Raw genomic sequence first — 26,531 nt, forward strand, 5'->3', positions numbered from 1 at the left:
TTCTTTACTTCGGTTTGCAGGTGGCGTGGCGGAAATGGGGGCAGCGATGGTGGCGCAATCATCGCGGTGCGCAGTCGTGATGTTGACGACTTCGAGTTCAGGTGCTTGTCGTGTGAGCCAACCCGAGCCCAGAGCTGGGTGCGGCACCATGGATGGGAACGGTTGGAACCCAACTGAACCCGGCGCTACGGTGGAGACATGCATGGACCGGCAGTTCGAATAGGCATTGCTCGAAACTGTCCGAGTGCTAGTTGGTGCGCGACGACGGAAACCTGCCATCGACTCCTAAAGTCGCGGCTTATATCGAGGAACTCCTCCGGCCTGCGTCGGACCGCGACGACAAAGGCGGATTCGGCCCACCGGCCGTCAGTGAAGCCGGACAGGTGGGTGGTCCGGTGTCTCTGATGCACATACTGCGTGGCACTGAGCATCAGATTTCGGACCAGGTCGTCGAGTTGGCAGACGAGTATGGCCTGATCTGCTACGACCCGCAGCGAGGGAGAATGCGCCGCTGAAGCGCAAGCAGTGATGCTCCATGACTGGGGTCGGCGCCTATGGCGTGTCGGCCCCAGGATTGGAAAATCATCACCACAGACCGAAAGTAGGGCGCGGCGGTAACATTGAAATTATGGTTCGATGATCGCAGCAAAGGACTAGGGTGTTGAACCCCGATGACTTCCAGCTATATCTATTACGGTCGATGATGCCGCAGCCTTCATTGCTGGAACCGTCGCTGCGTGCTCGTCGGAAGTCGGAAAGCGAAATGGAGGAGAAGTTCGAGGCTTTTTCGGCGGCGACGCGTTTTCGGACGGGAAGTTCTGGAGTTGTTCGAGATGCGCTGGCGGCGGTTGTTGTGAATGAGACGGTCGACCCTGGAAATGACACAATATCGTATGGATTCGATCTGTGGCCTGACTTCGTCTTTTCGATCGGTTACCGTGAATCTATGCCGTTGATCGCACCGCATGGATTCGTTCGGAGAAAGGATCCTGCGGGCGTCGCGTCGGTAGCTCCTTGGTGTTTTCTCGAGTCTGAAATTGCCGACGTCTTCGACGATATCGAGACGATAGACATGTGGGGCACTACACCAATTACAACGCGCGCCATTCGGAAGCCGGGCAACGTCGGTTCCTTCGGTTCGGGTGGCGCCTTCTGCAGGAGATTTCGTCGTTGGATGAGCCGCCATCCAACGAAGTCTGAGTTGATGATGTGACTCGAACACGTCCGAACTCATAACCCAGCGGTCGTAGATTCAGATCCTGTGTCCGCGCTACAAAGAAGACGGCTCAGAGCACACAGCTCCGGGCCGTTTTCATTAGCTCGGCGGTGGGTCCTTGATGCGGCGTTGTCAGGAGGCGCCCCGCACCGTATCGATGCGCGGCTGAACTCCAGAAATAGTGCTAGTTTCATTAGTACCATGCTGTGGCATATTGATCAGGCCTCCCGGGCGTCGCTGCAAGACCAGATCGCGGCGTGCGTCCGACGTGCGGTCATCACGGGGGAACTGGTGGTCAACGAACAGCTCCCGCCTGCAACGGAATTGGCGCAGGCGCTGGCTGTCGATCGCAATACCGTGCTCGCCGCGTATCGGCGCCTGCGGGAGGAGGGGGTCGTGGACTTCCGGCGCGGGCGTGGCGTCCGAGTCACCGCGGCTGCTCCTACTACAGCGCCGGTGGAGCAGGCCGTGCACCAGCTGATCGAGTCTGCACGTGCAAATGGTTACGGCAAGGCCGAGGTGCTCGGCTTGATTGAGGAGTTGATGTGATGCCCGCTGCGATGGTCTACACCTGCCGAGCCACCAATTGGCCGGTGTTGTGGATCGACATCTTCGGTGTGGTCCTCGCGACCTACCTCGGTTTGGTGTCATATTCTGTGGTGCTGAGGTTCCTGTTCACGGCGCTCATGATCATCGCGCTAGTGAAGGCGATAGTGGAGGCCAGTCAACGTGTCAGCGCGGGGCCTGATGGCCTGACGGTGAATCTCGGTGCCTTCGGTTTCCCTCGCGTTACCGTCGCCCGCGCGAACATTGCCCGCGCCGAGATCGTCGATTTGCCGGTCACGCTTCGGAGTCGTTGGGGTACCTACTGGACCCGAAAACGCGAATGGTTCCTGACCCCGAACATGGGACCTGCGCTGCGTTTGACCTTGGCCAGCGGTCGAATGGTCACCGTCTCGATGCCGGAACCCGCGGCCGCACTGGCGGCGATGGGCATAATCACTACCGATCGCTGGGGATGAGTCGGTAGCCGGTTTCGTCGTTGACTACGAGACCTGTTGTGGGGGAGGGGAAGTGGGTGCCGAGGAGGAGGGTTTCGGTGCCTGCGAGGGAGTGGAGTAGGGCGCGGCGGGTGGATTCGGCTTGGTGGGGGTTGATGTCGACGCAGCTGCCGATGGTGGGGTGGGCGAATTGGATCGGGTGGTGGATGCAGTCGCCGGTGATCAGGGCGGAGTGGCCGAGTTGGACGGCGAGGTGGCCGGGGGTGTGTCCGGGGGTGGGGAGTAGGCGTAGGCCGGGGGAGACGTCGAGTCCTGAGTCGGGGATTTCGAGGATGTCGAGGAGGCCGGCGTCGTTGATGGGGTGGATTGAGTCGTCGAACATCTGCTGTCGCGGCTCGTCCATGTCGTAGTCGGCCCAGAAGGACCATTCGGTGCGTGAGGTGAGGTAGCGGGCGTTGGGGAACGTGGGGCTCCAGCTTCCGTTGTGCCAGTGGGTGTTCCAGCCGACGTGGTCGGTGTGCAGGTGGGTGAGTACGACGAGATCGATGGACTCGGGTGGGAATCCGGCCGCGGCGAGACGCTGTAGGTAGTCGGTGTCGAGGTTGTTCCAGGCGGGGTTCGCGCGCGTTTTGCCGTTGCCGATGCCAGTGTCGACGAGTACGCGCAATCCATCGATCGTTGCGGCGAAGGTGTGGCTGTCCAGGTTCAGCGTGCCGTCTGTGTCGGCGAAATCTGGTTGCAGCCAACGTTGTTCGGTGACCAGTTCGGGGGTGGCCGCAGGGAGTAGCCAGGCTCCGGTGTGTGGTGGCAGGGCGATCTCGTCGATGCGGTGGATGGTGAGGTTGCCGACGGTCCAGGACTGGGATGCGGGCATGGGGTTCCTCCGACTGACGGTAAAAGCAATTGGTTTGCGTTAAGTGACGGTAACTCCTACTGTGACGTTAACGCAAACCATTCGCGTTTAACGATCGATGGAAGGTCCCATGTCGACACACCCACTCACCGGGCCCGAGGCGGCGCGCTGGACTGCACGCGCGGGCCTGGTGCTGCCGCTCGAGCGGCACGCCGGTCTGGCAGCCACCGCCGAGCACATCCACTCTGTCGTCGCGGTTTTGCGGGAGCTCGATTTCGCGGACACCCCGCCCGCTGCCGTCTACCGCGCGAAGGAAGACCACGATGAAACCGTATGAGCTGACGGCATCCGCGGCATCGGCGGCGATCCATGCCAAGGAGATCTCGCCCGTCGAATTGGTCGATTCGGTACTCGGCCGCATAGATCAGGTGCAGTCACGGTTGGGCGCCTATGTCACGGTGACTGCGGATCGAGCCCGGCGCGCAGCACACGAAGCGGAAACCGAGATTGCCGCCGGACGTTCGCGAGGTCCGCTGCACGGAATCCCCATGGGATTGAAGGATTTGATCGATGTCGCGGGTATCGGGACCACGGCCAGTTCGCGCGTTCGGTCCACCCACCGCGCCGAAGCCGACAGCGCTGTCGCCGCGAACCTGAGCGCCGCCGGAGCCGTCTTGCTCGGTAAGACGCACACCCACGAATTCGCCTACGGTCTGATCACCCCGCAAACACGTAACGCCCGCAACCCAACTCGGGTCGCGGGTGGATCCAGTGGCGGATCCGCCGTAGCCGTTGCGGCGGGGGCGGCAACCTTTGCGGTGGGCACCGACACCGGCGGTTCGATTCGGGTACCGGCGGCACTCAACGGCGTCGTCGGACTCAAACCGACCTATGGCCGGATCTCCCGCCACGGCGTCGTCCCGCTGTCGTGGTCGCTGGACCACATCGGTCCAATCACCCGCACAGTCGCCGACGCCGCCCTGGTGCTGACCGCGCTGACTGGATACGACCCTCGCGATCCAGCTTCGGTCCCGACGCCCGCCGAAGACCTGACCCCGCCCGATCTGACCCGAGTGCGAATTGGCATACCGACCAACTACTACTTCGACCACGTCGACCCCGAGACAACGGCCGCGGTCTGGCGAGCCATCGATCACCTGCGCGACCTCGGTGCCCAACTCGTCGACGTCGAAATCCCGATGACCCGCTACATCCACGCCACCCAGTGGGGCCTGATGGTTCCGGAAGCCAGTTCCTACCACGAGCAAACCCTCCGCACGTCCGGCGAGCAGTACGGCGATGATGTGCGCGTCCTCTTGGAGGCCGGTGAGCTGCTGTCGGCAGGGGATTACCTACGCGCTCAACGTGCCCGAACCATGATGCGCAGCGCATGGGCCGACGTGCTCGCGAACGTGGATGTGATTGCGGCACCGTCGGTTCCGATCACTGCGGTACGGGTCGGTCAACAAACCGTGACCTGGCCCGACGGCACATCCGAGGCAATCGCCGACGCCTACGTGCGACTCGCCGCCCCGGCCAACATCACCGGAATCCCCGCGCTGTCACTACCGGTCGGCCGTGACCGAATGGGTCTCCCGATCGGCATGCAACTACTCGGCCATCCCTTCGGCGAAGCCGCCCTGCTCCGAGTCGGGCAGGCCTACGAACAGACCGCGTCTCCGCAGCTCGACGACCCCCTCGACGCGATTAAGGTGACGGGATGAGTCGCAAGCCGATGGTTCGTCCCGGAGGGCGAAGCACTCGCGTCCAACAGGCGGTCCACACGGCCACGCAAGAGTTGATGGCCGAGGTCGGTCGCGACGCGCTCACCGTTCCGTTGATCGCCACCCGCGCCGGAGTCACCCCGTCGACGATCTACCGCCGCTGGGGTGACCTGCGCGAATTGCTCTCCGACGTCGCGGTCGAACGACTCCGGCCGGAAACCGAACCGGAAGACCACGGCACCCTGGCCGCCGACCTGGCCGCCTGGGCCGAGCAATTCCTCGATGAAATGAACTCACCCCCCGGCCGCGCCTACACCCGCGACGCCCTGCTCGGCGACCCCGATGGCACGAACGCCGGACAGTGCTCGGACTACGCCGCGGAGCAGATCGGCATCATCGTGGCCCGCGCCGATCGCCGCGGCGAATCCACACCCGATGTCGAAGTCATTCTCGACCGTGTGGTCGCTCCGATGATGTACCGCATACTCTTTCGCCCCGACGGTCTGAGTGCCGACTACGCTCACCGCCTCGTCGACGACCTGTTCGCCGCACACATCGGATAGCAATCACGACCGCCGCGGCAATCCGCTCTCCAGGAGGCCGAAAGCGGTCTCGGCGTGCGCGACGGCCGTCTGGTAGATCTCGTCGGCACTCTGTCCGGACCGTATCGCCTGGGCATTGTGGTACGTGAGGATTCGCTGCGCGCTGAAGACTTGCGCCGCAACAAGATGCGCGGTGAATTCGTCGCTCGGTCGGACGGTGCTGCGCAACGCGTCGGCGAGATCTTGCTCTTGGGCGACCATGCAGCACATTGATCACGACCAGGTCGAGCCCGAGATTCGCGTCGAACGCGACTACCTGGGCGCCTGCCAGGCGGAGCTCGTTCGTCTCCGAGAAGTGGCCGTCGCGGCGCTCGCCACGGGTGTGGGCGAGGGCGATGTCTTCGACAAGGTCCAGAACTTCGCGGCGCGCCAGTTCCACAAGAGGGAGATCAAGGAGCTCTCCGGCCTCGACGACGTGCCGTTGTTCTTCGGACGCCTGGACTTCCCACTCGGCGACGTCTACGACGAGATCCGAGATGTCGGTGCACCTTCGGCCGCGCCGGACAGTGATCGCGTCTACATCGGACGCCGCGGCGTCAGTGACGAGGCGGGCGAGCTCATGGTCATCGACTGGCGTGCCCCGCTGTCGCGTGCCTTTTACGAAGCGAGCCAACAGGATCCGATGAAGGTCCGAGTTCGCCGCCGGTTCGGCTTCGACCACAACGGCGAGCTGTCCGCCTTCGAAGACGAATCGCTCGACCGGCGATTCGCGCAGGCAGGCGGCAGCGATCTGCTGGCCGCGGAGATCGAACGGCCGCGCAAGGGGCCGATGCGCGACATCGTGGCCACGATCCAGCCCGAACAGATGAGCCTGGTGCGCTCGCCGGTGGAGCGCACGTTGTGCGTGCAGGGTGCGCCCGGCACCGGAAAGACCGCTGTCGGCCTGCATCGTCTGGCGTACCTGCTGTTCACCGAGCGGGAACGGTTGCAGCGCGAGGGTGGGGTCGCCGTGATCGGCCCCAACCGCGCCTTCCTCGCCTATGTGCGCAACGTACTGCCCGCCCTCGGCGAAGTAGAGGTCTTGCAAACCACCATCGATGAGCTCACGAACTCGGGCATCACCGTTACGCGTGCCGAAGAACCGCGGACAGAGCGGATCAAAGGTGACGCCCGGATGGCGGAAGTTGTTCGGCGCCAACTGTGGTCACGAATCCGGCCCTTCGACGAGACGGTGCATGTCAAGCATCTCCAACGCACCTGGCACCTGTATCCCGAAGAGGTCGCCGACGAACTCGACGAGGTGCGCGACCGCGGCACCGACTACAGCAGCGGTATCGAGTTGCTCGCTCAGCGCCTGGCCCTGCTCGTGCTGCGTCAGATGGAGCGGGCCGGGCATCCGGGCAGCACCGCCACCCTGCGTCAGCTACGTCGAAACACCGCCATTGTCCGCGCCGTCCAGCAGATGTGGCCCGAGACCGATTCTGCGCGAATAGTTTTCGATCTCCTGACCGATAGCGACTACCTTGCCCGTGCGGCGGACGGCATCCTCTCCACCGATGAGCAACACGCCATCCTGTGCACACCACGTCCGCGCAGCCTGAAGGCAATGAGCTGGACCAGTGCCGATCTAGCGCTGATCGACGAGGCCTCGGCCATGATCGAGCGCCCCGCGAAACTCGGCCACATCGTGGTCGACGAAGCCCAGGACCTCAGCCCGATGCAGATCCGAGCGATCGGCCGCCGCGTTGCGGGCTCCTGCACCGTCCTCGGCGACTTGGCCCAAGCCACCAGCCTTTCGGCTGTCGAAGACTGGACCGCCGTCCTCACCCACCTCGGCAGACCGGACGGCCAGATCGAGGAACTGACCCGCGGCTACCGCGTCCCCGCACAGGTCATCGACTACGCCGCCCGCCTACTGCCACACATCGCCCCCGAACTACGCGGCCCGGCATCGTATCGACAGTCCGCCGACGCCCTCCAGACCAGCAGAACAGCACCGGACGAGATGACCGAGACGGTCGTCGCGGCATGCACCACCGCGCTGGCCGACGAAGGTTCTGTCGGACTGATCGCCGCCGACCGTGATATCCCGGAACTACATAAAGTCCTCTCCGGCAGCGGGTTACGACACGTCATCCTTGGCACCGACGAAACAAGCAGCGACTCCGCCCGGTTGAGCCTCGTCCCGGTCACCCTCGCCAAAGGCCTCGAGTTCGACACCGTCCTGGTCATCGAACCAACCCGTATCGTCGACGCCGAACAGCGTGGCCTGCGCCGCCTCTACGTCGCCCTCACCCGAGCCGTCAGCAACCTCCGCATCATCCACGCCGACGCCCTACCGGGACCACTGGCACAAGAACCTGCAATGAGCGCTTGACGTCCTTCGATAGCGGGAAGGACTCAAATCTGTTGGTGTGCTCCGTCATTGACCGGATTGGCGGGGGACACCGGCAGTTCGCGAAGGCGGGGGATAGGCGACGGTAGAAGGCACAGGAATGCGGTGAGCGCGCCGATTACGGCTGCCCACAGGGTGGGCCGCAGGCCGATGGTGGTGGCCAAGGCGCCGCCCGCGAGGGATCCGAGGGGGCGGACACCGTAGTTGATGGTGCGGTATGCGCCGAAGACGCGGGAGCGCAGGGGATTCGGGGTGATGGCGGTGAAGGTGGAGGATGCGGCGATGTCGAGCCACATCACGCCGACACCGGAACCGAATTCGGCCGCGGTGAGTAGGCCGAGGACGACGGGATCGGAGCCATGGGCGGCCGGAATCAGCAGCATGGGGGCGGGAAAGGCGATGCAGCCGACAAGGAAGGTCGGGCCGACACCGATCTTTCTGGCGAGCGGCCCGGCAGTGAACGCGCCGAGCAACCCGCCGACCGCACCCGCACCCAAAACCATGCCGAGCACACCGGGTTCGAGGTGCAGGGTGTTGATGGCATAGAGCATGAACTCCGCGGCCACCATCAAGGTGAAGAAGTTGACAATGGCGGTGGCGGCGAGTGCGGCGCGCATGATGGGCGAGCGTGCGATGAACCGGCCGCCCTCGGCAAGCTGGCCTCGAACCGCCTGCTGCGCAGGCGGTTCCGTAGGTGCGATTCGGGACAAGGTGAAGGCGGAGACGGCGAACGAGACCGCGTCGGCAAGCAGGGCGAACGGCGCTGACAGAACCTGCACGAGCAAGCCGCCGATGCTCGGACCGGAAATCGCTGACATGGCCCGGCTACTGCCGAGTAGCGAGTTGCCCGCTATATACCGTTGCGGCGAAACAAGAGCGGGAAACAGGGCCGCGTTGCTGACGTCGAAGAGAACAGCGAGCGTGCCCGCCGCGAAGGTGACGAGGTAGAGCTGGACGAGGGTCAGTCCACCGCAGAGATAGGTCAGCGGGATGCTGGCAATGAGTATGAGGCGCCCGAGATCTGCCGCGATCATCACCCGGCGCCGATGAGCGCGGCGATCCGCCCAGACCCCGGCATGCAATCCGAATAGCAAGTGCGGCAACCAGAGTGCCGCCATGAGATAACCCATCTGTGCGGCGTCGGCATGCACGACAACAACCGCGACCAATGGAATCACGAAGAGTGAGACCTGATCGCCGAGGGCGGATGCGGTCTGGCCGGTCCAGTAACGGCGGAAGGTCACATCCCGCAGAAGCTCAGGTAGCCAGGAGGGAGTAGCGGCCACGGTACTCAGCCCCGGTGGCTGTCCCTGCCTGCGGCGTCCACGGGGAACGCCAACTGCAGCAGGCTAACCGGACGCGACTGCGCGGGACGCTTACTCGCGTCGTCGAGCCGCTCCAGATACGGCTGTACCAACTCTTGGAACTTGTCGCCGAGCTCCCGCAACTCCGCCACTGTCAAGTGCAACACCGTGTCGCCGAACCGAGCAGCTTCCTGCCACGCGGCCGGTTCCTCGGCGCGGGTCTGAACCCAGCGCGCCATGAGCTCGAAATACCGCTCTGCGACGGCCAATTCGAGTGCCTCCGTGGCGGCTGCCGCCGCCGGATCCGCACTGCTGGTGTCCCAGCTGGTGAACATCGCGGTCGCGCGCCACGGCTTCTCCCGCCCACGACCACCCCCGGCCTCCTCCACCAACCCATACTTCGCGAGCTGGCGCAGGTGAAAGGAGCAACTGGCAACACTTTCGCCGATGGCGTCCGCGGCCTGAGTGGCGGTCATAGGACCTTCGCGACGCAATAAGCCCACCAAGGCAAGTCGCGTCGGATGCGCGTAAGCGCGTAGCGCGCGCGGGTCGGTCAGCTGGATGGAGCGGGGCGAATGCTGGTCAGCCACCATCTAAAGATATCTTTAGAAAGACTTCTTTACAAGGCATCGCACGCGCCCGATACTGCGCTGTTCGCGCCAAAGCAGTGACCGCAGCGCTCGATTCGGCGACTGTCTCCGCCCGGCTCGGTCCTAGTCGATAGTGATGCAGCCCACATATGGTGGCGGCATGCGCGCCCCCTATCGTTTCGCGCTTCGGATGCTGTTGGCGGTATCCGCGGCCCTGTTCATGGCAACGCCGTATTCTCCTGTGGCACATGCAAATCCGGATGCCGGTGCGGATGGTGCGACGTGGGCCGCGACTTACACTGCGTCACCTCGTTATCCGAACGTGCACATCGACTGGGACGTGCCCATCACGATGAGTGATGGAACGGTGTTGAAAGCCAACATCTATCGTCCCGCCGACGCGGCGGGCGCACCGATCGCCGAGCCGACGCCGACCATTCTCAACCTCACGCCGTACACCAAACTGGTGTGGAACGTGCTGGATTCGGCGATGGCAGTACCGGTGCTGGGCGACGCGCTGTTGCAGCTATTCCGTGACTTCGACCTCACCGGAACGCCTTTCGACGGCATCACCGACATCACCAAGGCGTGGGGCACCGGCCTGCCACGGAACCTGACCGTCGACCGCAACCTGATCAAGTCCGGCTACACCCAGGTGGTCGTCGACGTGCGCGGCACCGGATTCTCTCAGGGGGTGATGGAGTTCTTCGGCGCGCGCGAGCAGCAGGACACCGTCGAGGTGATCGACTGGACCACCAATCAGCCCTGGTCCACCGGCGATATCGGGATGAGCGGCGTCTCCTACTCCGCGGTCAATCAGATCCAGGCCGCCGACAAGCAGCCTCCCGCGCTGAAGGCGATCTTTCCGGTGGTGCCGGGCAGTGATCTGTTGCGGGACATCCTCGCACCGGGTGGCGCGTTGCAGATCGGTTTCGTGCCCGCGTGGCTGGTCGGCGTCAACGGCACCAAGCTGCTGCCGGACCTGCTGTCCGCCGCGCAGGGACGCTTCGACTGGAAGTGGTTGGCGGACCGCGTCTCCAGTCCGATGACGTTCTTCGACCTGCTGTTCGCCGCACTGACCGTGCCCGATGTCGACCAGCTACCCGACTCCGTGCGCGCGTTGTTCAACGAACACGGTCCGCTGCGCGACGGCATGCTGTCGCACCCGGAACGGATCCGCACGCCAACCTTTGTCGTCGGCGGTTGGCACGATGTGTTCACCAACACCGAACCCGTTATCTACCAACAGATCCAGCTGCCTCCGGGGCAGAAGCAGTTGCTGATGGACAACGCCTACCACATCAACGTCGGCGCGGATTTCGGTGAACCGGGCTTCCCGCCCCGACTAGACGTATTGCAGCGGGCGTGGTTCGACAAGTGGCTCAAGGGCATCGACAACGGCATCGACGGCTACGGGCCGGTCACCAGCAAGCAGATCGGCGGCGGCTGGACCAGCACCGACCAGTTCCCGCGCGCCGGCGTCGAATACCAGCCCATGTGCCTCAGCGCCGCACCAAGCGGTACCAGCAACACCAGCGTGCACGACGGAAGCCTCACCGCCGCCGACGATTTCATCCCGGGACGGCTGACCGTCGCACCGGGCGTGACGAGTATCTGCTCCAACGACACCGCTGTGGTGACCGCCGGTGCGGCTTCGATCCTGTCCGGCTGCGCGAAAGACGCACGGCCCCATGAACTCAACGGATTGACCTTCACCAGCGCACCGGTCGGCGCACCGACGCTGATCTCCGGCCCAGTCAACGTTCACCTCAACACCGTGCTCGACGCGATCGACGGCTACTGGACCGCCACCGTCAACGATGTCGCTCCCGACGGCCGATCGACGGTGCTGGCCACCGGCCAACTCGTTGCCTCGCTACGCGCCATCGACCCCGACAAGAGCGCGCGCTCCTCGAACGGCGACCTGACCGCCCCCTATCTACAGCTGACCCTCGGCAGCCGCCAGCCGATCCTCCCCGGCGCGCCGACCACCCTCGACATCGGCCTCACCCCGACCGATGCCGTCCTGCAACCCGGCCACCGGCTGCGAGTGGACGTCTTCGCGGGCAACCTCCCGAAAGGACTGCCACTGCTGCCGATGCTGGTCGACAGTCAGCTCAAACCGCAGCATTTACAGCTCGACTCGAACGAACCGAGCTTCGTGAATGTGCCGATCGGCGGCCGCCCGGCCTGGTGATCCGCACCGCGACTCTCGCGAAGTGGTCGACCACCGAGGAAGATGTCGGTGCCCGGTGCGAGACTTCGGGACATGCGATGGGCGGTGGCGGAGACGGGTGATGGGGGTGCGCGCCTCTGTCCGCTCGATCAGGACGGTCGGCCCGCGGGGCCGGTGATATGCGAGCCCTCGCTGGCCGAGGCGGTGCGCGCGCGGCCGGAGGTCGAGCGGTGGGTCTGGCGATCCACGGCGGAGATCTACCGACCCTTGCTGGCGGCGGGCGTGCGGGTCGAGCGCTGCTACGACGTGCAGGCCGCCGAAGCCCTGCTGATCGGGCACGAGGAGGGACAGTCCGGCCAGGCCCGTTCGCTGGCGGCGGCCTGGGCGCGACTGCACAACCTGCCCGTCCCAGCGGACGCGCCCGCACGCGCCGCCGAGACCCAGCCGTCGCTGTTCGAGTCGGGCCCGGTGCCGCTGCCACCCGGCACAGACGAATTCACTGCCCTGCTGGAGGTCTACGCGGGACAGATAGCCCGTACCGCGAAAGCCGAACATCCGGAGCGAATGCGGTTGCTGGTTGCCGCCGAATCGGCGGGCATGCTGGTGGCCACCGAGATGTCCCGAGCCGGAATCCCTTGGCGCGCAGACGTGCACCGCGAGTTGCTGGACAAGCTGCTCGGCGAGCGCTTTCCGGGCGGGCTGGAACCGCGCCGAATGGCGGAGTTGGCCGACGAGGTATCGCGTGCCTTCGGTGGCGTACGGGTTCGACCAGACCTGCCCAACGACATCATCAAAGCCTTCGCCCGCGCCGGATTCTTGTTGTCCTCCACCCGGAAATGGGAGCTACAGCAGATCGATCACCCCGCGGTCGCGCCACTGCTGGAATACAAATCGCTCTACCGTCTGCACACCGCCAACGGCTGGTCCTGGCTCGAACAGTGGGTGCACGACGGTCGCTTCCGTCCCGAATACCTGCCCGGCGGAACGGTTTCCGGCCGCTGGACCACCAACGGCGGTGGGGCCCTGCAGATCCCGAAGGTGATCCGGCAAGCGATCCGCGCCGACCCCGGCTGGTCCCTGGTGGTCGCCGACGCTGATCAGATGGAGCCGCGAGTACTTGCCGCGGTCTCTCGCGACCCGGGGCTGATGGAAGTGGCCGGTCGCGGCGAAGACCTGTACGCGGATCTGGCCGCACGCGCCTTCGGCGGCGATCGCGCCCAGGCCAAACTCGCGCTGCTGGGCGCCATTTACGGCCAGACCTCCGGCGATGCCCTGACCCACATGGCCGAACTCCGCCGCCGCTATCCCACGGCGATGGCCTATGTCGACGACGCGGCACGCGCCGGCGAGCAGGGTCGGCTGGTGCGCACCTGGTTGGGTCGCACCTGCCCACCGGCCTCCGTCACCTCGCCCGAGCAGGCGGACCTGGCCCAAGAGCAGGTCAACGGGTACGGCAGCAACGCCGCGGCGCGCGCCCGCGGCCGCTTCACCCGCAACTTTGTTGTACAGGGCAGCGCCGCCGACTGGGCCCTGCTCGTGCTGGCAGGCCTGCGTCATGCCATGACCCATGCCGGTCTCCGCGCCGAGCTGGTCTTCTTCCAGCACGACGAAGTGATCGTGCACTGCCCGGCGGAGGAGGCCGCGAAGGTCGCCGAGATGATCACCACCGCGGGGGACACCGCGGGCCGGATCACCTTCGGCCCGACACCGGTGCGATTCCCGTTCACGACAGCCGTGGTCGAGTGCTACTGGGACGCCAAGTAAGGGCTACTCGCCGGTGCTTGGGAAGGTAGTCTCGCCTGCTCGCGCGGGGTCGAGGCACCCCGATTGGGTTGACCGTGCCGCACCGGCATAGTTTTGAATGGAAGAGCTATCGGCGCGGTCTCCGGCCGGCAGCTTCGATTCCTGAGGAGGCAGTCGTGGCGTGGAGCACCCGTCAGCTCGCGGAACTCGCGGGCACGAGCGTGCGGGCGGTGCGGCACTATCACCAGGTCGGGTTGCTGGACGAGCCCGAGCGACGGTCCAACGGCTACAAGAGTTACGGCGTCGCGCATCTGGTGCGCCTGCTGCGGATCAAACGGCTCACCGATCTGGGGTTCTCGCTGGCCCAGATCGCCGAGATGGGTGCGGCCGACGAACATCCCGAACAGGCGCTACGCACCTTGGACGCCGAGCTCGCCGCGAGTATCGAACGGCTGCAACGGATTCGGGTCGAGCTCGCACTGACCATCCGGCACGCTGCCCCGACCGACCTGCCGCCGGAACTGGCCGAGGCCGCCGCGCGCGCGGACCTCTCCGACGCCGACCGCGCGTTCATCGTCGTGCTGGCCCGCGTGCTCGGCCCCTCAGGCATCGACGCCTACATCAAGATGCTGCAGGCCTACAATGCGGAACCCGAAACCATCGAGTTCGACCAGCTCCCTGCGGACGCCGACGAGCAGACCCGCCGCGACCTGGCCGAACGTATGGGGCCACAGGTCCGGGCCATGCTCGCCGGGCATCCTGATCTGCTGAATGCCTACGCCGACGCCCCCCGTGGCGCCCACTTCGCTTGGGAGACAGTCGACGTGGCCATGAACGACCTCTACAACGCCGCCCAGATCGACGTGCTGGCCCGCATCGGAAACGAAGTGGAGGCGTCGCCAGAGCTCGGGTGAACCTGCGCGATCACCTAACTGGGGGCAAAGTCGCTGACCTAGCCGCCCTCGAGCGGAGGCGGCTGTGGCTGTTTTCTAAGCCCCGAACCAGTGCGAGAGCGCCTCGCGCAGCGTGGCTGCGGCGGTGTCGGCGGGTTCGTCGATCGTTGCGGCCCAAGCGATGTGGGCGTCCGGGCGGATCAACAGCGCGTCGGCCGGTCGGTCACCGGTTTTCGCCGTGCGGATATCGACGCGATCCTGCCAGTCTCCGGCGATCTCACGAAGATCCGGACGATCGGCGAGGACGAGCAGCACGGGCCGTGCGTCGTGCATGAGCTCGGCGACGCTGGTGACGCCCTCGTCGGTGTGCAAGGTGAGATCGGGCGCGAAAGTCCCGGGCAAGGCGTGCCGGTCGGAGCCGGGCATCGGATACCGGATATCGGCATGGCCGACAAGGGCTCCCATCCGGCGCAGCGCGGGCTCGTCGGTGACCAGTTCCTGGAAGACCTGGTGAAGCGCCTCGCCCGGCAGGTCGATTCCGCGCCGTAGGGCCACCTGCGCCCGTGTCTGCAACGTTGCCCGCGCGCCCGCGAAGTGCCGTTCGTCGTGGTAGGTATCCAGCAGCCCCTCCGGCGCCCAACCGTTGATCTCGGCGCCGAGCTTCCAGGCAAGGTTGACGGTGTCGAGCATGCCGACATTGAGCGCCGTTCCGGTGGCGGGGAACAGATGGGCCGCGTCACCGGCCAACATGATCCGGCCGTCGCGGTACCGTTCGATCTGCCGATCCTTGAAGGTGTAGCGCGACAGTCGAATCGGTTCGCCCAGCGGCAGCTCCGCGCCGAGCACCCGGCGCGCGCTGGCCGCCAACTCGGTCAGGGTCAGCGGCTCGTCGTCGTCGTATTCGACGGACTCGTCCTCGGTGGTCTGCAGCGACCACATCCCGTCGATGACCGCGAACGCGAACACACCGTTGTCTGTTCGGGTGAAACCCGCAACGATTCGACCCAGCCCGGGAACTTCGATGTCGCCGTTGTCGAGCACAGTCACCGAATCGGGCACGGTGACCTGGGCGAGCCTGTTGACCTCCGGATAGGTGGTGCCGGGGAAGGGGATCGCGGCCAGCTCGCGGACCCGGCTGCGCCCGCCGTCGCAGCCGACCAGGTATCGGGCGGTCACCTGGTAGGTCCCGTCCGGCCCGCGCACGTCCGCGGTCACCGCGGCATCGTCCTGACTCAACCCGATCACTTCGTGTCCGCGCCGGACCTCGGCGCCGAGTTCGCGGGCGTGCTCGTCGAGCAGTCGCTCGACTTCATGTTGCGGGATCGGCAACGCGTGCATCGGGGACTCCGCCATGGCGGTGAAGTCCAAATAGATGTTGCCGAAAGGGAATCGGGGAGCCACGTGCGGGTCGCTGCTGACTGCTTCGAATCGATCCAGCAGGCCTCGGTAGCGCAGCAGGTCCAGGATCCGTCCGCCGAGGCCGCTGGCCTTCGGGGTGTCTCGCTGCGCCGACTGCCGTTCCAGTACCAGCGCTCGCACTCCGGCCAGGCGTAGTTCACCGGCCAGCATCAGGCCACTCGGGCCCGCACCCACGATGATTACGTCGATGTCCGTCACTCATTACTCCCATTTACGCAGGTTCTGGCTACGGCGGACGAGTATGCCGTAGTGCCCGGGTCTTGCCGCAAGCCCCGTAGTGCGCTATATGTTGGGAGGGGAAGAGATAGCCACCGCCGCGAAACGCGAAGTTCTGGCACCCTTTTGACGGGTCGGCTCAGACCAGGGCGGCTCGGCTTTCCGCATATGCGATGAGATCCTCTACGTAAGCAGCAGCATCCTGATCTGCGAGACATGCGCGCAGTTGGATGACCGCTTCGTCGAGTTCCGGTCCCGGTCCGCGATCGGCGAGTAGGACGACGACCGCCTCCCAGGTCGCGAACCGCGGATCCGGGTCGGCCAACAGCTCATCGAGATATCGGTCCGGTTCCAGCAGCCGCAGCGCTCGGCGCGCGTAGGCATGCACGCGCCGGTGTAGCTCGCCGCGGATGGTGTCGACATCCGCCTGCAGCGCATGCCGACCCGGTTGGGCCGGATCCACCCGCAGCGACCACATCTCGGTCAGGTCGGCCGGCATGCCACGGTCGTTGATCAGTCCGGGGCCGGTCGCCTGCTCGAGCGGCAGGCGGGGGAGACCCAGCCGCGCATTGCGCCAGTTGCGGAACTCCCACCAGGCGATCGGCGTAGCGCTGAGGCACAGACCGAATCTGACCACCTGCTGCCCGTCGGTCCAGGTGCGCAGTGTTCGGGTGCGTCCGACCGACGCCACACCACCCTCGACGACCCGCACCCACGTGTCTTCCGAGCCGTCGAAGCCGTACGGCTGGAGTAGCTTGCCTACCTCGCGTGTTAGTCGGCGCAGTGCCGAGTCTGTTCCGACCATGTCAGCAGGCTAGCGGTACCTGCCGACAGAATCGGATCAGCAAGCATCCCACCGTGTTTCGCGCAATTCGGAGGGTTCCTTTTCGGCTTACTTCGATTCGACCCGTCCGAGCGGGTCGGAGCTGCCCGTCAGCGCGTCACGGGCCGCCTGCCAGGCGGTATCGCCGGGGTAGAACTCGGTGCGGAGGTAGGCCGAGGTGAGGTGCTGGACCGCGGCCACTCGCGCAGGGTTCTCGTCGGTGGTCTCGGCGACGTCGTATCCCGAGATCCCGCCGAGCCCGTGCTCCGCGTCGAACAGGGTGAGCAGGGACTTGGGGCCGGGCGCCAGGAAGTACGGATCGGAGTGCCAGTCCGGGCCGGCCACGGTCAGGTGGGCCGAGGCGTCCTTCTCCCCGGCGACCACTAGCGCGGGTGTCGTCATCGTCGAGAAGTCCGGGGTCGACAAGAAGGGGTAGTTCTGCGCAATGGACTCGGTGAGGGCATCGCCGCGGCCCGGCGCGGCAAGCAGTACGCCCGCGGTGATCCGGGGCTCGATCAGGTTTACTTCCGTTCCGTCCGCATCGATGAGCCGTGCACCCAGCAGCAGGCTCGCGGTGTGCCCGCCCATCGAGTGCCCGGCCACGGCGACCTTGCCGTGATCCAGGCGTCCGCCGAGCTGTGGGACGGCGGCCTCGATCGCGTCGAGCTGGTCGAGGATGTGTCGCATGTCCTCGGCGCGTGATCGCCAATGCATCGGTGCCCCAGGGGTATTGGGATCCAGGCTCAGCGTCGTGGAGCTCAGGTGGGTCGGCTGGATCACGACGAAGCCGTGCGCTGCCCAGAAGTTGACGAGGGGTGCGTAGCCGTTCAGCGAGGAGAGGTTGTTCGAGTGGCCCTGACCGTGCGAGAGCAGGATGATCGGCAGATCGCTGCCGGTCAGCGGTGCGGACACACGCAGCTGGAGGTCCACGGGTCGGCCGGGAGCCGACAGCACGACCGGGCTGACCGAGAGCACCGGGGTGGGGGAGCCGAAGATGTCGGCGGGGTAAGTCGATTCACTCATGATGCGCATTTCCTTCGATGGACGCTGCCGATGGCAGGTGAGGTGTTCAGGAGCAGCGGCTTCGGCTATCTTGAAGCGGAACGCTGCTCCACATAAATATACGGAGCAGTGTTCCGCTTTGTCAACGCCGCCGGTTGGGTCAGCTGGGCAGCGGGTCCGCTCCGAGTGTTTGTGTCCCATTCGCGGCCGAGAACTGAACCATCCGGAAACCCTCGTCGGCCATCGCCCGCTCGTAGCCGTCCACCGCGGCCAGGAGTGGGTGCCCTGCGGCGACCTCGGTCAGCGAGGTGGCGAGCGCGGCGGCATCCCGCAGTGCCATGTTCGCGCCCGCCCCGGCGGCCGGGCTCATAGCGTGGATCGCGTCGCCGAGCAGCGTCACGTTCGAGGTCGGCCATGGTGGGATCGGCACGCTGCTGCGCACTTTGATCGGGTAGACGCTCGACGGAGTCCACGCCTCGACGATCCGGGTCACCAAGGGATGCCAACCGGCGAGTTGTTCGAGGACCATTTCGCGGAGCTGCTGGCCGGAGGCCGCGCGAAGCTCGCGATCGGAGCGTCCGAGCCGATCGAGGCGGCGACCGAACATCACGGCGAGAGTGTCTTCGGCTGGTTCGAGAGCTACTTCAGGTGCCAGTCGGGCTGCGGCGGTCGTCGGTGGTTCGCGGTACTCCACCGGCGCGATGCCGACGAACGTGCGGTCTTGTCCGACAATGGAATTGAAGACGCTGAACATCGCAGGCGGTAACGCGTCGCGCAGTTCAGGTGTCAGCGGCACGCGGCCGTAGATCAAGCGCGTCTGAGAATCCATCACGTGCGCGTGAGGTAGCCGCTGGGCACGAATCACCGACCCGACGCCATCGGCCGCCACCAACACCGACCCCTGCGCGGTGCCACCATCGGCGAACCGGGCCGTCACGGTCTCCCCGTCTTCGTCGTAACCGACGCAATGGCGTCCGAAATGCACGACGTCGTCGAGTCCGGTGAGCAGAATCCGACGCAGCACCTGCCGATCGAGAACCGTGTGCGCGGGCATCGCCCCGGTTGGTCGACCAAGTGCCGGACCGTCGAGCGCGAACACCCCGGTCGGGCGCAGCTGATGGTCGAAACCATTGACGTTCGGCGCAGGCCGCCCGGCGATGGCACCAATCAGCGAGAACAGTTGCGGCGGAAGGACTTCCGACAGCGCCCGCCGGCCACGCCCATCGATATGCAGCCGGTGGCCTTGGCACCGCGCCACCGCAGCGACATCTCGTTCATAGACGGCAACACCGATCCTCGCTCGGCGCAGCCCTTGCGCGAGACAAAGACCGCCGAGACCCGCACCGATAACAATGACGTGCGGAGAGAAACGTGAACTGATCAAGGCATACCTCACCGAAGTCGCAAGCGACTCCCACCTTCTCGATGCCACGTGACACCAAGAAACCAGTCGGTGAGGCCGAAGCCTGCGAGAGCCCATGGACTCTTCCGGTGAGAAGACTCCACCAACATACAAGAGGCCCCAGATCTTTTGGCGCGCGTACCCGTAGCACCGAATTCGATCGTCACGACTTCGATCTCGCATACATCCGGATCGAATCCTGACCGGGTCGCTTTCCGCGGTCAGTCGTGCTGAGGCACCTTGGCGAACTGGATGAAGAAGTTGTCGAGCTGCTTGATCGCGTGCAGGAACTGCACCAGGTCGACGGGTTTGGTGATGTAGGCGTTGGCGTGGTGCTTATCGCTGCCGAGCACGTCTTGTTCGGTGGCGGAGGTGGTCAGCACGACCACCGGGATAGCGCACAGGTCCGGGTCGCCTTTGATTCGTTCGAGGACTTGGCGACCGTCGTGTTTCGGTAGGTTCAGGTCGAGCAGAATCAGCTCGGGCCGCGGTGCGTCGCTGTGATTGCCTTCCCGGTACAGGAAATCCAACGCTTCCTGTCCATCGCGAGCCACATGCAGGGTGTTGCCGACCTTGTTCTCTTCCAACGTCTCTCGCGTCATGCGCTCGTCACCGGCGTCGTCCTCCACGAGCAAGATGTCGATCGGGTCGCCAAAGGTGCGCACGCATGCCTCCCGAGAATCTGTGCACGTCCGAGTACCAGCCGAAGCTGACGATAGTCGCTGACGGCCTCGGCCCAGGTGATTTGCGGTCATCCCGGAACCTCAGGACAGGTCGTCCGCGGCGCAAGACATCGTTCGCACCGAACAGAATCAGGCCATGGCCGGTATCTGCATCGGCGTGGTGACGGTCCAGTTGGCCGGGACGTCACGCATGAGCAACGTGCAGTCGAGAGTCGCACTGCCACTGGGGAATCGAGTCGGGTCGTCGAAGAACGTCGACTGGACAGCGTGCGTATGTGCCGCGCGCACTTGCCATTTGGACGTGTTCAACGCGAGACCGTCGAGACGTCTACCGTCACGGCTGGCGGAGAACCCGATGCGGCCCTGGCGGAAGAACTCCGAGGCCGCGGCCAGGTCGGGAAACAGTGTGCTGCCCGCCAATTCGTCGGCCGTGCGGACATCCACACTGACCCGGGTCGAACTGTCCTTACTCGTGAACGCGACGTGCAGATCGTGCTCGCTCTCCTCGACCTCGAAACGGGCCAGGCTGTGCACACCCGGAAACAGTCGTCCACCGAGCAGCACATTCAACGGCGATCCACTGTCCCGCCGCGGAATGTACACACCACTCTCGACCCCATCCGGCCCGTCCCATTCGACAGCAACTCGATGTGCCGCATTCTCGCTGCGCACACCGATCGAACCGGGCAGCCCCACCGGACGCACCTGGCCGAGCCGAACGAGACAGATCCCCGCGACCGCCCAATCACCGACCAACTGCGGTCGCAGCGGCGCCGGTAGCAGGCCTGCGGCATTCGACCGTACTCAGAATCGCTTTGCGCGCGGGGAGAGCTTCGTCATAAACAAGGCGAGCCCGGTCCGAATAACGGACCGGGCTCGCCTATGGGCAATCGTCAGCGGGTACTAACCGAGCAGCCGCGACTCGATCGCATCGATGATTCGCGGCCGAAGCTCGGCCGCACTGATCACCGCATCGACCGAACCGACCTCGACAGCGCGGTGAATGTTGTGCACCTTGTCGAATTCCGCGGCGACCTCACCGAGCTTCTCCGTGCGCACCGACGACCGAGTCTCATCGAGCTCGGCGGTCAGCGTCGCCCGATCGGTGCCGGACGCGTTCGCGGCCCGCGCCGCCAGGTCCCGCACCCGGGAATCGGCCGCGGTACGCCGGTTGACATCACCGGCGAACACCACTGCGGCGGCCGGAGCGCCACCGAGCACCGAGGCGAACGAGCCCTCGAGCGCGAGCACGGTCATGTTCGGGTTCAGCTGCTTAGAGAACACCACGAACGCGCCACCGTGGTACCGCGAGATCACGCAGAACACAATGGGCCCTTGGAAGTTCACGATCGCCCGGCCGATCTCGGCGCCGTATTCCAGCTGCAGCTTCTTCATCGATTCCGGCGAACCGTCGAAGCCGGACAGGTTGGCCAGCACGACCAGCGGGCGATTGCCGCTGGCCCCGTTGATGGCCCGCGCGGCCTTCTTCGACGACTGCGGGAACAGCGTCCCCGCGGTGTAGGTGTCCGGCCCGTCGGTGGACGGGAACCCGCGCCGCGGCACGCCGCGCGACTCGATACCGAGCAGGCACACCGGGATTCCGCCGAGGTGCGCGTCCTGCACCACGGCCGTCTCGGCGTCGGCCATCCCGGCCCAGCGCTCCAGTACGGGGTGGTCCTGGTCGGAGACCGCCCGCATGACCGTCCGAATATCGAAGGGCTTCTTGCGATCCGGGTTGGCGGTCGCGGAGAAGATCTCGCCCACGGTGCGGAAGTCGCTGTCCGCCAGCACATGCGGGAAGTCGGAGACGTCCCGATCCATCGGATCGCTGGTCTGCGACCGGCGCGGCCCCTGCTCGCCGGGGGCGATGTAGGTGTGGTCGTAGTGCGACATCAGCACGTCGCGCGCCGCGGCCAGATCCGGCGCCCAGTACTGCGCCTGCCCGTTCGGACCCATCACCCGGTCGTAGCCGCCGATGCCGAAGTTGTCCTCGGCCGACACGCCGCCGGAGAAGTCCAGCGCCTGCTTGCCGGTGAGCACCATCGCCGAGTCCGGCGTCATCACCAGGATGCCCTTGGTGTGCATGAGCATCGTCGCCTCGGCGTTCCAGTACGGCTGCGCGCCGACGTTGATGCCCGCGACCACGATGTTGATCTCGCCGCCGTCCTGGGTGAACTCGACGATGCGCTTGAGCGCGCCCGCCACCCAGTCCATGTTCTCGGTGCCGGACTCCATGGAGATCCGGGCGCCGGAGGACAGCGCGTACCACTCCAGCGGTACCCGCATCTCTTCGGCGAGATCCAGCGCGGCGATCACCCGGCGGCATTCCGGTTCCGACAGTGCGCCAAGTGATTTCGTCGGATCGCCGAGCAGGACCACCCGGGTGACGCCCTCCGGATACTGCGGGGTCGGGGTGCTGACCACACCGGCCACGATCGCGGCGGTGTTGCGTCCCTTGGGCCGGTCGACCGGAACCAGCGTGTGTGTGGCGTCGAGGTCGTACTCGGTGAACTCGCCGAGCGAACCGGTCAGCTCGTACGGGTACACCGTGCCGCGGCTGCTGGCCCGCAGCACCTTCTGGCGGTACTCGTCGAGCGGCTCGACCACCTCGTCGGTGCGTTCGCCGACGGTCACCTCGGTGGCATCGAAGCCGATCCGCAGGGCGACCTTGGTGAGCTCGCCGGTCTCGGGATCACGCTGCCGCGCGATGAGCAGGATCTCCTCCAGCCCGGCGCCCGCGGTGGTCGGACGCACATGCCGGACAACGGTTTCCAGCTCGGCCGGGCTGACGTCGATCGGCGGCCAGATGTACATCACGATGCGGTTGGTGTTGAACCGATTCGCCGACGGCCGTAACGACTGCGCCCGGCGGATCGAGTCGAGACAGGTGGCGATCGCGATCTCGGCGGTCGGCAGCGCGAGCAGCCTGCCGTCCTGCTCGCGCAGCGCGGCCAGGTCACGTACCTGCGCGAACGCGATGAGGCGCTCGTCGGACGGGTTCTCCTTGGCGACGCAACGGAACAGGTACACCTCTTCGTCGTCGGAGGACGGCAGCCGGGTGAGGTCGAACTTGCGCAGCCGCTGCATCTGCATCCGCTGTGCGATGTACGGGTGCAGGCCGCGGATCAGTCGCTCCTCGACCATGCCGGTGGCCGACGGACGGAAGGTGAAGTGGTGGTGCATCACCGCGCCGCCGCTACCCGCGACGGCGACCGTGATCCGGTGCACCTGGCTCGGCAGCAGATGCGCGCCGAGCACCTCGTGCAACGCCGCCGCCATCGCGTCGAAGTCCGCGGGCTGCTTCTCCCAGCTGAGGTAGATGTCGGCGTCGATGGACGCGGCACCGCTGGCCAGCTCCTTGAGCCCGCGCAGCGCGGTGTCGAGTGCGTCGAAACGCACCGCCGCCGACACCAGGCTCAAGCCACGGCGTTCGGCGATCACGAAGGTGCAGCCGCCGACCTCGTGCGTGCGCACCCCGGCCATGCCCTTGTTGCCGTAGTAGCGGCGGGTCAGCACCTCGAGCATGACGGTGTTGTCCTGGTTGCCGCGCACCAGCCGCTGGCCGAGCAGCCGCACCAGCGGCTCGGTGCTGCGCACCATGTCGGAAATGCGGTCGGCCCGATCGGTCGAGTCCGGGTGAGCGTCCAAGTGGCGCAGGTGCTTACGGATGTTGGTGTACACGCGAGCCCGGTTGCGCCGCAGCAGCGGCTGGCCGTACCAGGCGTACACCAGGCCACGCGCGAGATCGGCGATAACCGGGACGCGCACCTGGGTGGCGGCCACCAGTCGCTCCAGCGCCAGACCGACCGGCTCGCGCAGCGCGCGATCCGGCATCGGCTCCTGCAACCACTCGCGCAGCAGCGTGGTGATGACGGTGACGGTGTCGGACGGACGTTGCTGAGCGAGGAAGATCCGGAAGACCGCGGCTTCGAGCTCGGGCGAACGCTCCAGCTCGGTGACACCATAGTGCGCGAGCGCGTTGGAGAGCTTGGCCTGGAACGACTCCGACAGCCCGGCCCGCTCGACATCGAGGCTCTGCAGGTAGGTGTGGAAGTACTCGCGGGCGCTGTGTACGTGGCTGTGGTTGCCGTCCTCCTCCGAGGAGCGGTTCTGGCTCAGCTCGGCAAGGTCGGCGAACACCTGCATGAGTTCGAGTTCCTCGGCGAGCGGCCTGCGGCCGTCCGCGAGGGCGGCTCGGCGCGCGGTGAGGTAGTCGCTGAGCACGCGGCTGTCGTCGTGCGGGTCGACGTCGTAGCCGAGCAGCAGGCTGCGCAGGTCCTCCTGGCCGCGGGTCGTCCGTTCGTGCGGCTGGATCTGTGCGGGACCGACGGGCAGGTCCAGTTCGACGGACCCGACGGCGGCCTCGGCTTCGGCCTCGTCCTCATCGCCGAGCGGCTCGAGCCACAGCAGCGGTGCGCCGGTCTCCACCTGGGTGCCGACGGTGACGGCGCATTCCTTGAGCCGGGCCTTGAACGGCGCGCGCAGCACCGTTTCCATCTTCATGCTTTCCAGCACCAGCACCGGTGCGCCGGCCTCGACCTCGGCGCCGACCTCGAGCGGCGTCGCGACGACCAGCGCGGGCGCGGGGGAGCGGACGGCGCCGCCCTCGTCGCGGCTGATCCGATGGGTCACACCGTCGACATCGACGAGGTGGATCGGACCGTGCGTGCCGGTGGTCAGGCGGTAGCGGGTGCCGTTGACCATGATCTGACCGGTGTGCCGGTCGAAACGCTCGAGATCGACGTCGGCGGTGCGGATGTCACCACTCGCCTCGATGCCGATGCGGAACCGGTGCGCGCCGATGCGGGCCACCCGCACGCGGTAGCCCGAGCCGCGCAGCTTGAGGTCGAGCGGTCGGCCGCTCTCGTGCTGTACCTGCGGGCGCCCGCCGGAGGCGGTGGACAGCAGCCGATGCTGCTCGGCCCGCTCGTCCTCTTCATAGGCGTCGATGGCGGCGGCGGCCAGCGCGATGGCGGAGTGCCGGTGCGACACGAGCCTGCCCTCGCCGCGGACGCGGTCGATCCAGCCGGTGTCGGCGCTGCCGTCGATCACCTCGGGCTGGTTGAGCAGGTCGAGCACGAAGCTCTTGTTCGTCGCGCCGCCCTCGATGATCACGCGGGTCTGCGCGACCGCTCGGCGCAGTCGGCCGAGCGCCTGCTCGCGGTCGCTGCCGTAGGCGATGATCTTGGCGATCATCGAGTCGAAGTCGGCGGGGATGGTGTCGCCCTCGCTGACACCGGTGTCTACCCGGATGCCAGGGCCCGCAGGCAGATTCAGCCGCGCGATGCGGCCGGGCGCAGGCGCGAAGTCGCGGTCGGGGTCTTCGGCGTTGAGCCGGGCCTCGATGGCGTGCCCGCGTTCCACGGGCATGTCGCCCTCCAGCCGTCCGCCGGAGGCGACGTGCAGCTGCGCCCGAACGAGGTCGAAGCCGGTGGTGTATTCGGTGATCGGGTGTTCGACCTGGAGCCGGGTGTTGACCTCGAGGAACGCGAACAGCTGGTCGCCGGGGTGGTAGAGGAACTCGACGGTCGCCGCGCCGCGGTAATCGACCGCGATCGCCAGCCGCTCGGCCGACGCCTTGAGCTCGGCCGCCTGCTCGGCGCTGAGCACCGGTGACGCCGACTCCTCGATGACCTTCTGGTTGCGCCGCTGCACCGAGCAGTCGCGGACGCCCAGCGCCCACGCCGTGCCCTGGCCGTCCGCGATCACCTGGACCTCGACGTGCCGGGCGCCGGTGACCAGGCGCTCCAGGAAGACGACGCCGCTGCCGAACGCGCGCGCGGCCTCTTGCCGGGTGCGCTCGTAGGCATCGACCAGGTCGGCGTCGTTGGTGACGACACGGATACCGCGCCCACCGCCACCGGCGGTCGCCTTGAGCATCAGCGGGTAGCCGATCTCGGCGGCGGCCGTCATGGCGGCCTCCACGGTCTCGACCGCGCCGCGGCTCCACGGCGCGACCGGCACGCCGACCTCCTCGGCGATCAACTTCGCGCCGATCTTGTCGCCGAGCTTGCGCATGGCATCCGGGCTCGGGCCGATGAAGGTGACCCCGATCTGTTCGCACAGTTCCGCGAACGCCGGGTCTTCCGCGACGAAACCCCAACCGACCCAGGCCGAGTCGGCGCCGGTCGCGACGAGCGCCTGCTCGAGCGCCTTCAGATCGAGGTACGGGCGTGCGGATGCCGGACCGAGGTCGTAGGCGATGTCGGCCTCGCGCACGAACGTCGCGTTCCGGTCGACATCGGTATACAGAGCAACGGTTTCGATCGGACGCGCGGTTGCCGCGGCCAAATCTCGGACGGCGTGGATGAGGCGCATTGCGGCCTCTCCCCGGTTCACGATGGCGATGCGGCTGAACACTCGCCGACTCCTTCCTCTCCAGAGCTGGCCCGATCGACGGGCGGGGGTGACAACTCACGGTCCCGCGTAGTGTGCACCTCTTATCCAAATATGTGCACAGCGAACGGGTGTTACCGGTCCGTAGGTTGCACGAAGCGCCGCTGACGGCCGGAATGTGAGTCCTCCGAATAACCGGCATTTCGGATCGGG

22 protein-coding genes are annotated in these 26,531 nt (G+C 66.2%); 11 read left to right on the forward strand and 11 right to left on the reverse strand.

Translation table 11 applies throughout. The annotated features are described in order from the left end of the window. The first annotated feature begins 661 nt into the window (after positions 1 to 661). The 3 genes from ACQPW1_RS19655 to ACQPW1_RS19665 all read left to right on the forward strand — a co-directional run bounded on the left by ACQPW1_RS19655 (position 662) and on the right by ACQPW1_RS19665 (position 2,238). Positions 662 to 1,213 (forward strand): hypothetical protein, encoded by a 552-nt coding sequence (locus ACQPW1_RS19655; RefSeq protein WP_433664143.1) that lies wholly within the window; start codon positions 662 to 664, stop codon positions 1,211 to 1,213. A gap of 204 nt (positions 1,214 to 1,417) precedes the next feature. Further along, positions 1,418 to 1,765: a GntR family transcriptional regulator gene (locus tag ACQPW1_RS19660; RefSeq protein WP_433664144.1), complete on the forward strand. Its 348-nt coding sequence runs from the start codon at positions 1,418 to 1,420 to the stop codon at positions 1,763 to 1,765. After that, positions 1,765 to 2,238 (forward strand): hypothetical protein, encoded by a 474-nt coding sequence (locus tag ACQPW1_RS19665; protein ID WP_433664146.1) that lies wholly within the window; start codon positions 1,765 to 1,767, stop codon positions 2,236 to 2,238. Before ACQPW1_RS19660 ends, ACQPW1_RS19665 begins: the two co-directional genes overlap by 1 nt. On the opposite strand, the gene ACQPW1_RS19670 is transcribed toward ACQPW1_RS19665, so the two are convergent. Beyond that, complete coding sequence (locus tag ACQPW1_RS19670; RefSeq protein WP_433664147.1) at positions 2,219 to 3,091, reverse strand: MBL fold metallo-hydrolase; 873 nt, start codon at positions 3,089 to 3,091, stop codon at positions 2,219 to 2,221. The genes ACQPW1_RS19665 and ACQPW1_RS19670 overlap by 20 nt on opposite strands. A gap of 109 nt (positions 3,092 to 3,200) precedes the next feature. Between ACQPW1_RS19670 and ACQPW1_RS19675 the strand changes: the two genes are divergently transcribed. The 3 genes from ACQPW1_RS19675 to ACQPW1_RS19685 are packed head-to-tail and all read left to right on the forward strand — an operon-like array spanning position 3,201 to position 5,357. Then, the gene (locus ACQPW1_RS19675) at positions 3,201 to 3,407 is read left to right on the forward strand and encodes a hypothetical protein (protein ID WP_433664148.1); all 207 of its coding nucleotides are present in this window, start codon (positions 3,201 to 3,203) and stop codon (positions 3,405 to 3,407) included. Continuing rightward, positions 3,394 to 4,794 (forward strand): amidase, encoded by a 1,401-nt coding sequence (locus ACQPW1_RS19680; protein WP_433664149.1) that lies wholly within the window; start codon positions 3,394 to 3,396, stop codon positions 4,792 to 4,794. The genes ACQPW1_RS19675 and ACQPW1_RS19680 overlap by 14 nt, the downstream gene beginning before the upstream one ends. 11 nt (positions 4,795 to 4,805) lie before the next feature. Next, on the forward strand, positions 4,806 to 5,357 hold the full coding sequence (locus ACQPW1_RS19685; RefSeq protein ID WP_433665284.1) for a TetR/AcrR family transcriptional regulator: 552 nt from the start codon (positions 4,806 to 4,808) through the stop codon (positions 5,355 to 5,357). Between the two features lie 3 nt (positions 5,358 to 5,360). On the opposite strand, the gene ACQPW1_RS19690 is transcribed toward ACQPW1_RS19685, so the two are convergent. Beyond that, a complete protein-coding gene (locus ACQPW1_RS19690) occupies positions 5,361 to 5,597 on the reverse strand; it encodes a hypothetical protein (RefSeq protein WP_433664150.1) in 237 nt (78 codons plus the stop codon). Between ACQPW1_RS19690 and ACQPW1_RS19695 the strand changes: the two genes are divergently transcribed. After that, positions 5,596 to 7,713, forward strand: coding sequence for a HelD family protein (locus ACQPW1_RS19695; RefSeq protein ID WP_433664151.1), 2,118 nt, complete (start codon positions 5,596 to 5,598; stop codon positions 7,711 to 7,713). The genes ACQPW1_RS19690 and ACQPW1_RS19695 overlap by 2 nt on opposite strands. A 23-nt stretch (positions 7,714 to 7,736) precedes the next feature. Here ACQPW1_RS19695 and ACQPW1_RS19700 read toward each other — a convergent pair whose 3' ends face one another. Together ACQPW1_RS19700 and ACQPW1_RS19705 are read right to left on the reverse strand one after the other, a co-directional pair. Next, complete coding sequence (locus ACQPW1_RS19700) at positions 7,737 to 8,975, reverse strand: MFS transporter (RefSeq protein WP_433664152.1); 1,239 nt, start codon at positions 8,973 to 8,975, stop codon at positions 7,737 to 7,739. 47 nt (positions 8,976 to 9,022) lie between these two features. Further along, positions 9,023 to 9,625 (reverse strand): winged helix-turn-helix domain-containing protein, encoded by a 603-nt coding sequence (locus tag ACQPW1_RS19705; protein WP_433664153.1) that lies wholly within the window; start codon positions 9,623 to 9,625, stop codon positions 9,023 to 9,025. A gap of 220 nt (positions 9,626 to 9,845) precedes the next feature. Between ACQPW1_RS19705 and ACQPW1_RS19710 the strand changes: the two genes are divergently transcribed. From ACQPW1_RS19710 to ACQPW1_RS19720, 3 genes are all read left to right on the forward strand, one after another. Beyond that, positions 9,846 to 11,822: a CocE/NonD family hydrolase gene (locus ACQPW1_RS19710; protein WP_433665285.1), complete on the forward strand. Its 1,977-nt coding sequence runs from the start codon at positions 9,846 to 9,848 to the stop codon at positions 11,820 to 11,822. A 72-nt stretch (positions 11,823 to 11,894) separates the two neighbouring features. After that, positions 11,895 to 13,565 carry a bifunctional 3'-5' exonuclease/DNA polymerase gene (locus tag ACQPW1_RS19715; RefSeq protein WP_433664154.1) on the forward strand — a complete coding sequence of 557 codons (1,671 nt, stop codon included), beginning with the start codon at positions 11,895 to 11,897 and terminating at the stop codon, positions 13,563 to 13,565. Between the two features lie 155 nt (positions 13,566 to 13,720). Then, positions 13,721 to 14,458, forward strand: a complete 738-nt coding sequence (locus ACQPW1_RS19720) for a MerR family transcriptional regulator (protein WP_433664155.1) — start codon at positions 13,721 to 13,723, stop codon at positions 14,456 to 14,458. Positions 14,459 to 14,533: 75 nt separating this feature from the next. Here the strand turns inward: ACQPW1_RS19720 and ACQPW1_RS19725 are convergent, their stop codons facing one another. The 4 genes from ACQPW1_RS19725 to ACQPW1_RS19740 all read right to left on the reverse strand — a co-directional run bounded on the left by ACQPW1_RS19725 (position 14,534) and on the right by ACQPW1_RS19740 (position 18,951). Next, the gene (locus ACQPW1_RS19725; protein WP_433664156.1) at positions 14,534 to 16,054 is read right to left on the reverse strand and encodes an FAD-dependent monooxygenase; all 1,521 of its coding nucleotides are present in this window, start codon (positions 16,052 to 16,054) and stop codon (positions 14,534 to 14,536) included. 157 nt (positions 16,055 to 16,211) lie between these two features. Then, the gene (locus ACQPW1_RS19730; RefSeq protein WP_433664157.1) at positions 16,212 to 16,877 is read right to left on the reverse strand and encodes a hypothetical protein; all 666 of its coding nucleotides are present in this window, start codon (positions 16,875 to 16,877) and stop codon (positions 16,212 to 16,214) included. 87 nt (positions 16,878 to 16,964) lie between these two features. Beyond that, positions 16,965 to 17,918: an alpha/beta hydrolase family protein gene (locus ACQPW1_RS19735; RefSeq protein WP_433664158.1), complete on the reverse strand. Its 954-nt coding sequence runs from the start codon at positions 17,916 to 17,918 to the stop codon at positions 16,965 to 16,967. A gap of 139 nt (positions 17,919 to 18,057) precedes the next feature. Continuing rightward, positions 18,058 to 18,951, reverse strand: a complete 894-nt coding sequence (locus ACQPW1_RS19740) for an FAD-dependent oxidoreductase (protein WP_433664159.1) — start codon at positions 18,949 to 18,951, stop codon at positions 18,058 to 18,060. Positions 18,952 to 19,014: 63 nt separating this feature from the next. Between ACQPW1_RS19740 and ACQPW1_RS19745 the strand changes: the two genes are divergently transcribed. Further along, the gene (locus tag ACQPW1_RS19745; RefSeq protein ID WP_433664160.1) at positions 19,015 to 19,272 is read left to right on the forward strand and encodes a hypothetical protein; all 258 of its coding nucleotides are present in this window, start codon (positions 19,015 to 19,017) and stop codon (positions 19,270 to 19,272) included. Between the two features lie 248 nt (positions 19,273 to 19,520). On the opposite strand, the gene ACQPW1_RS19750 is transcribed toward ACQPW1_RS19745, so the two are convergent. The 3 genes from ACQPW1_RS19750 to ACQPW1_RS19760 form a co-directional block, all read right to left on the reverse strand. Further along, positions 19,521 to 19,964 carry a response regulator gene (locus tag ACQPW1_RS19750; protein WP_433664161.1) on the reverse strand — a complete coding sequence of 148 codons (444 nt, stop codon included), beginning with the start codon at positions 19,962 to 19,964 and terminating at the stop codon, positions 19,521 to 19,523. 147 nt (positions 19,965 to 20,111) lie between these two features. Continuing rightward, positions 20,112 to 20,678, reverse strand: coding sequence for a DUF2071 domain-containing protein (locus ACQPW1_RS19755; protein ID WP_433664162.1), 567 nt, complete (start codon positions 20,676 to 20,678; stop codon positions 20,112 to 20,114). 207 nt (positions 20,679 to 20,885) lie between these two features. Continuing rightward, complete coding sequence (locus ACQPW1_RS19760; RefSeq protein WP_433664163.1) at positions 20,886 to 26,342, reverse strand: carboxyl transferase domain-containing protein; 5,457 nt, start codon at positions 26,340 to 26,342, stop codon at positions 20,886 to 20,888. Positions 26,343 to 26,531: the final 189 nt, after the last annotated feature.

The organism is Nocardia sp. CA-128927 (assembly GCF_050955855.1).
In the GTDB taxonomy this organism is placed as follows: domain Bacteria; phylum Actinomycetota; class Actinomycetes; order Mycobacteriales; family Mycobacteriaceae; genus Nocardia.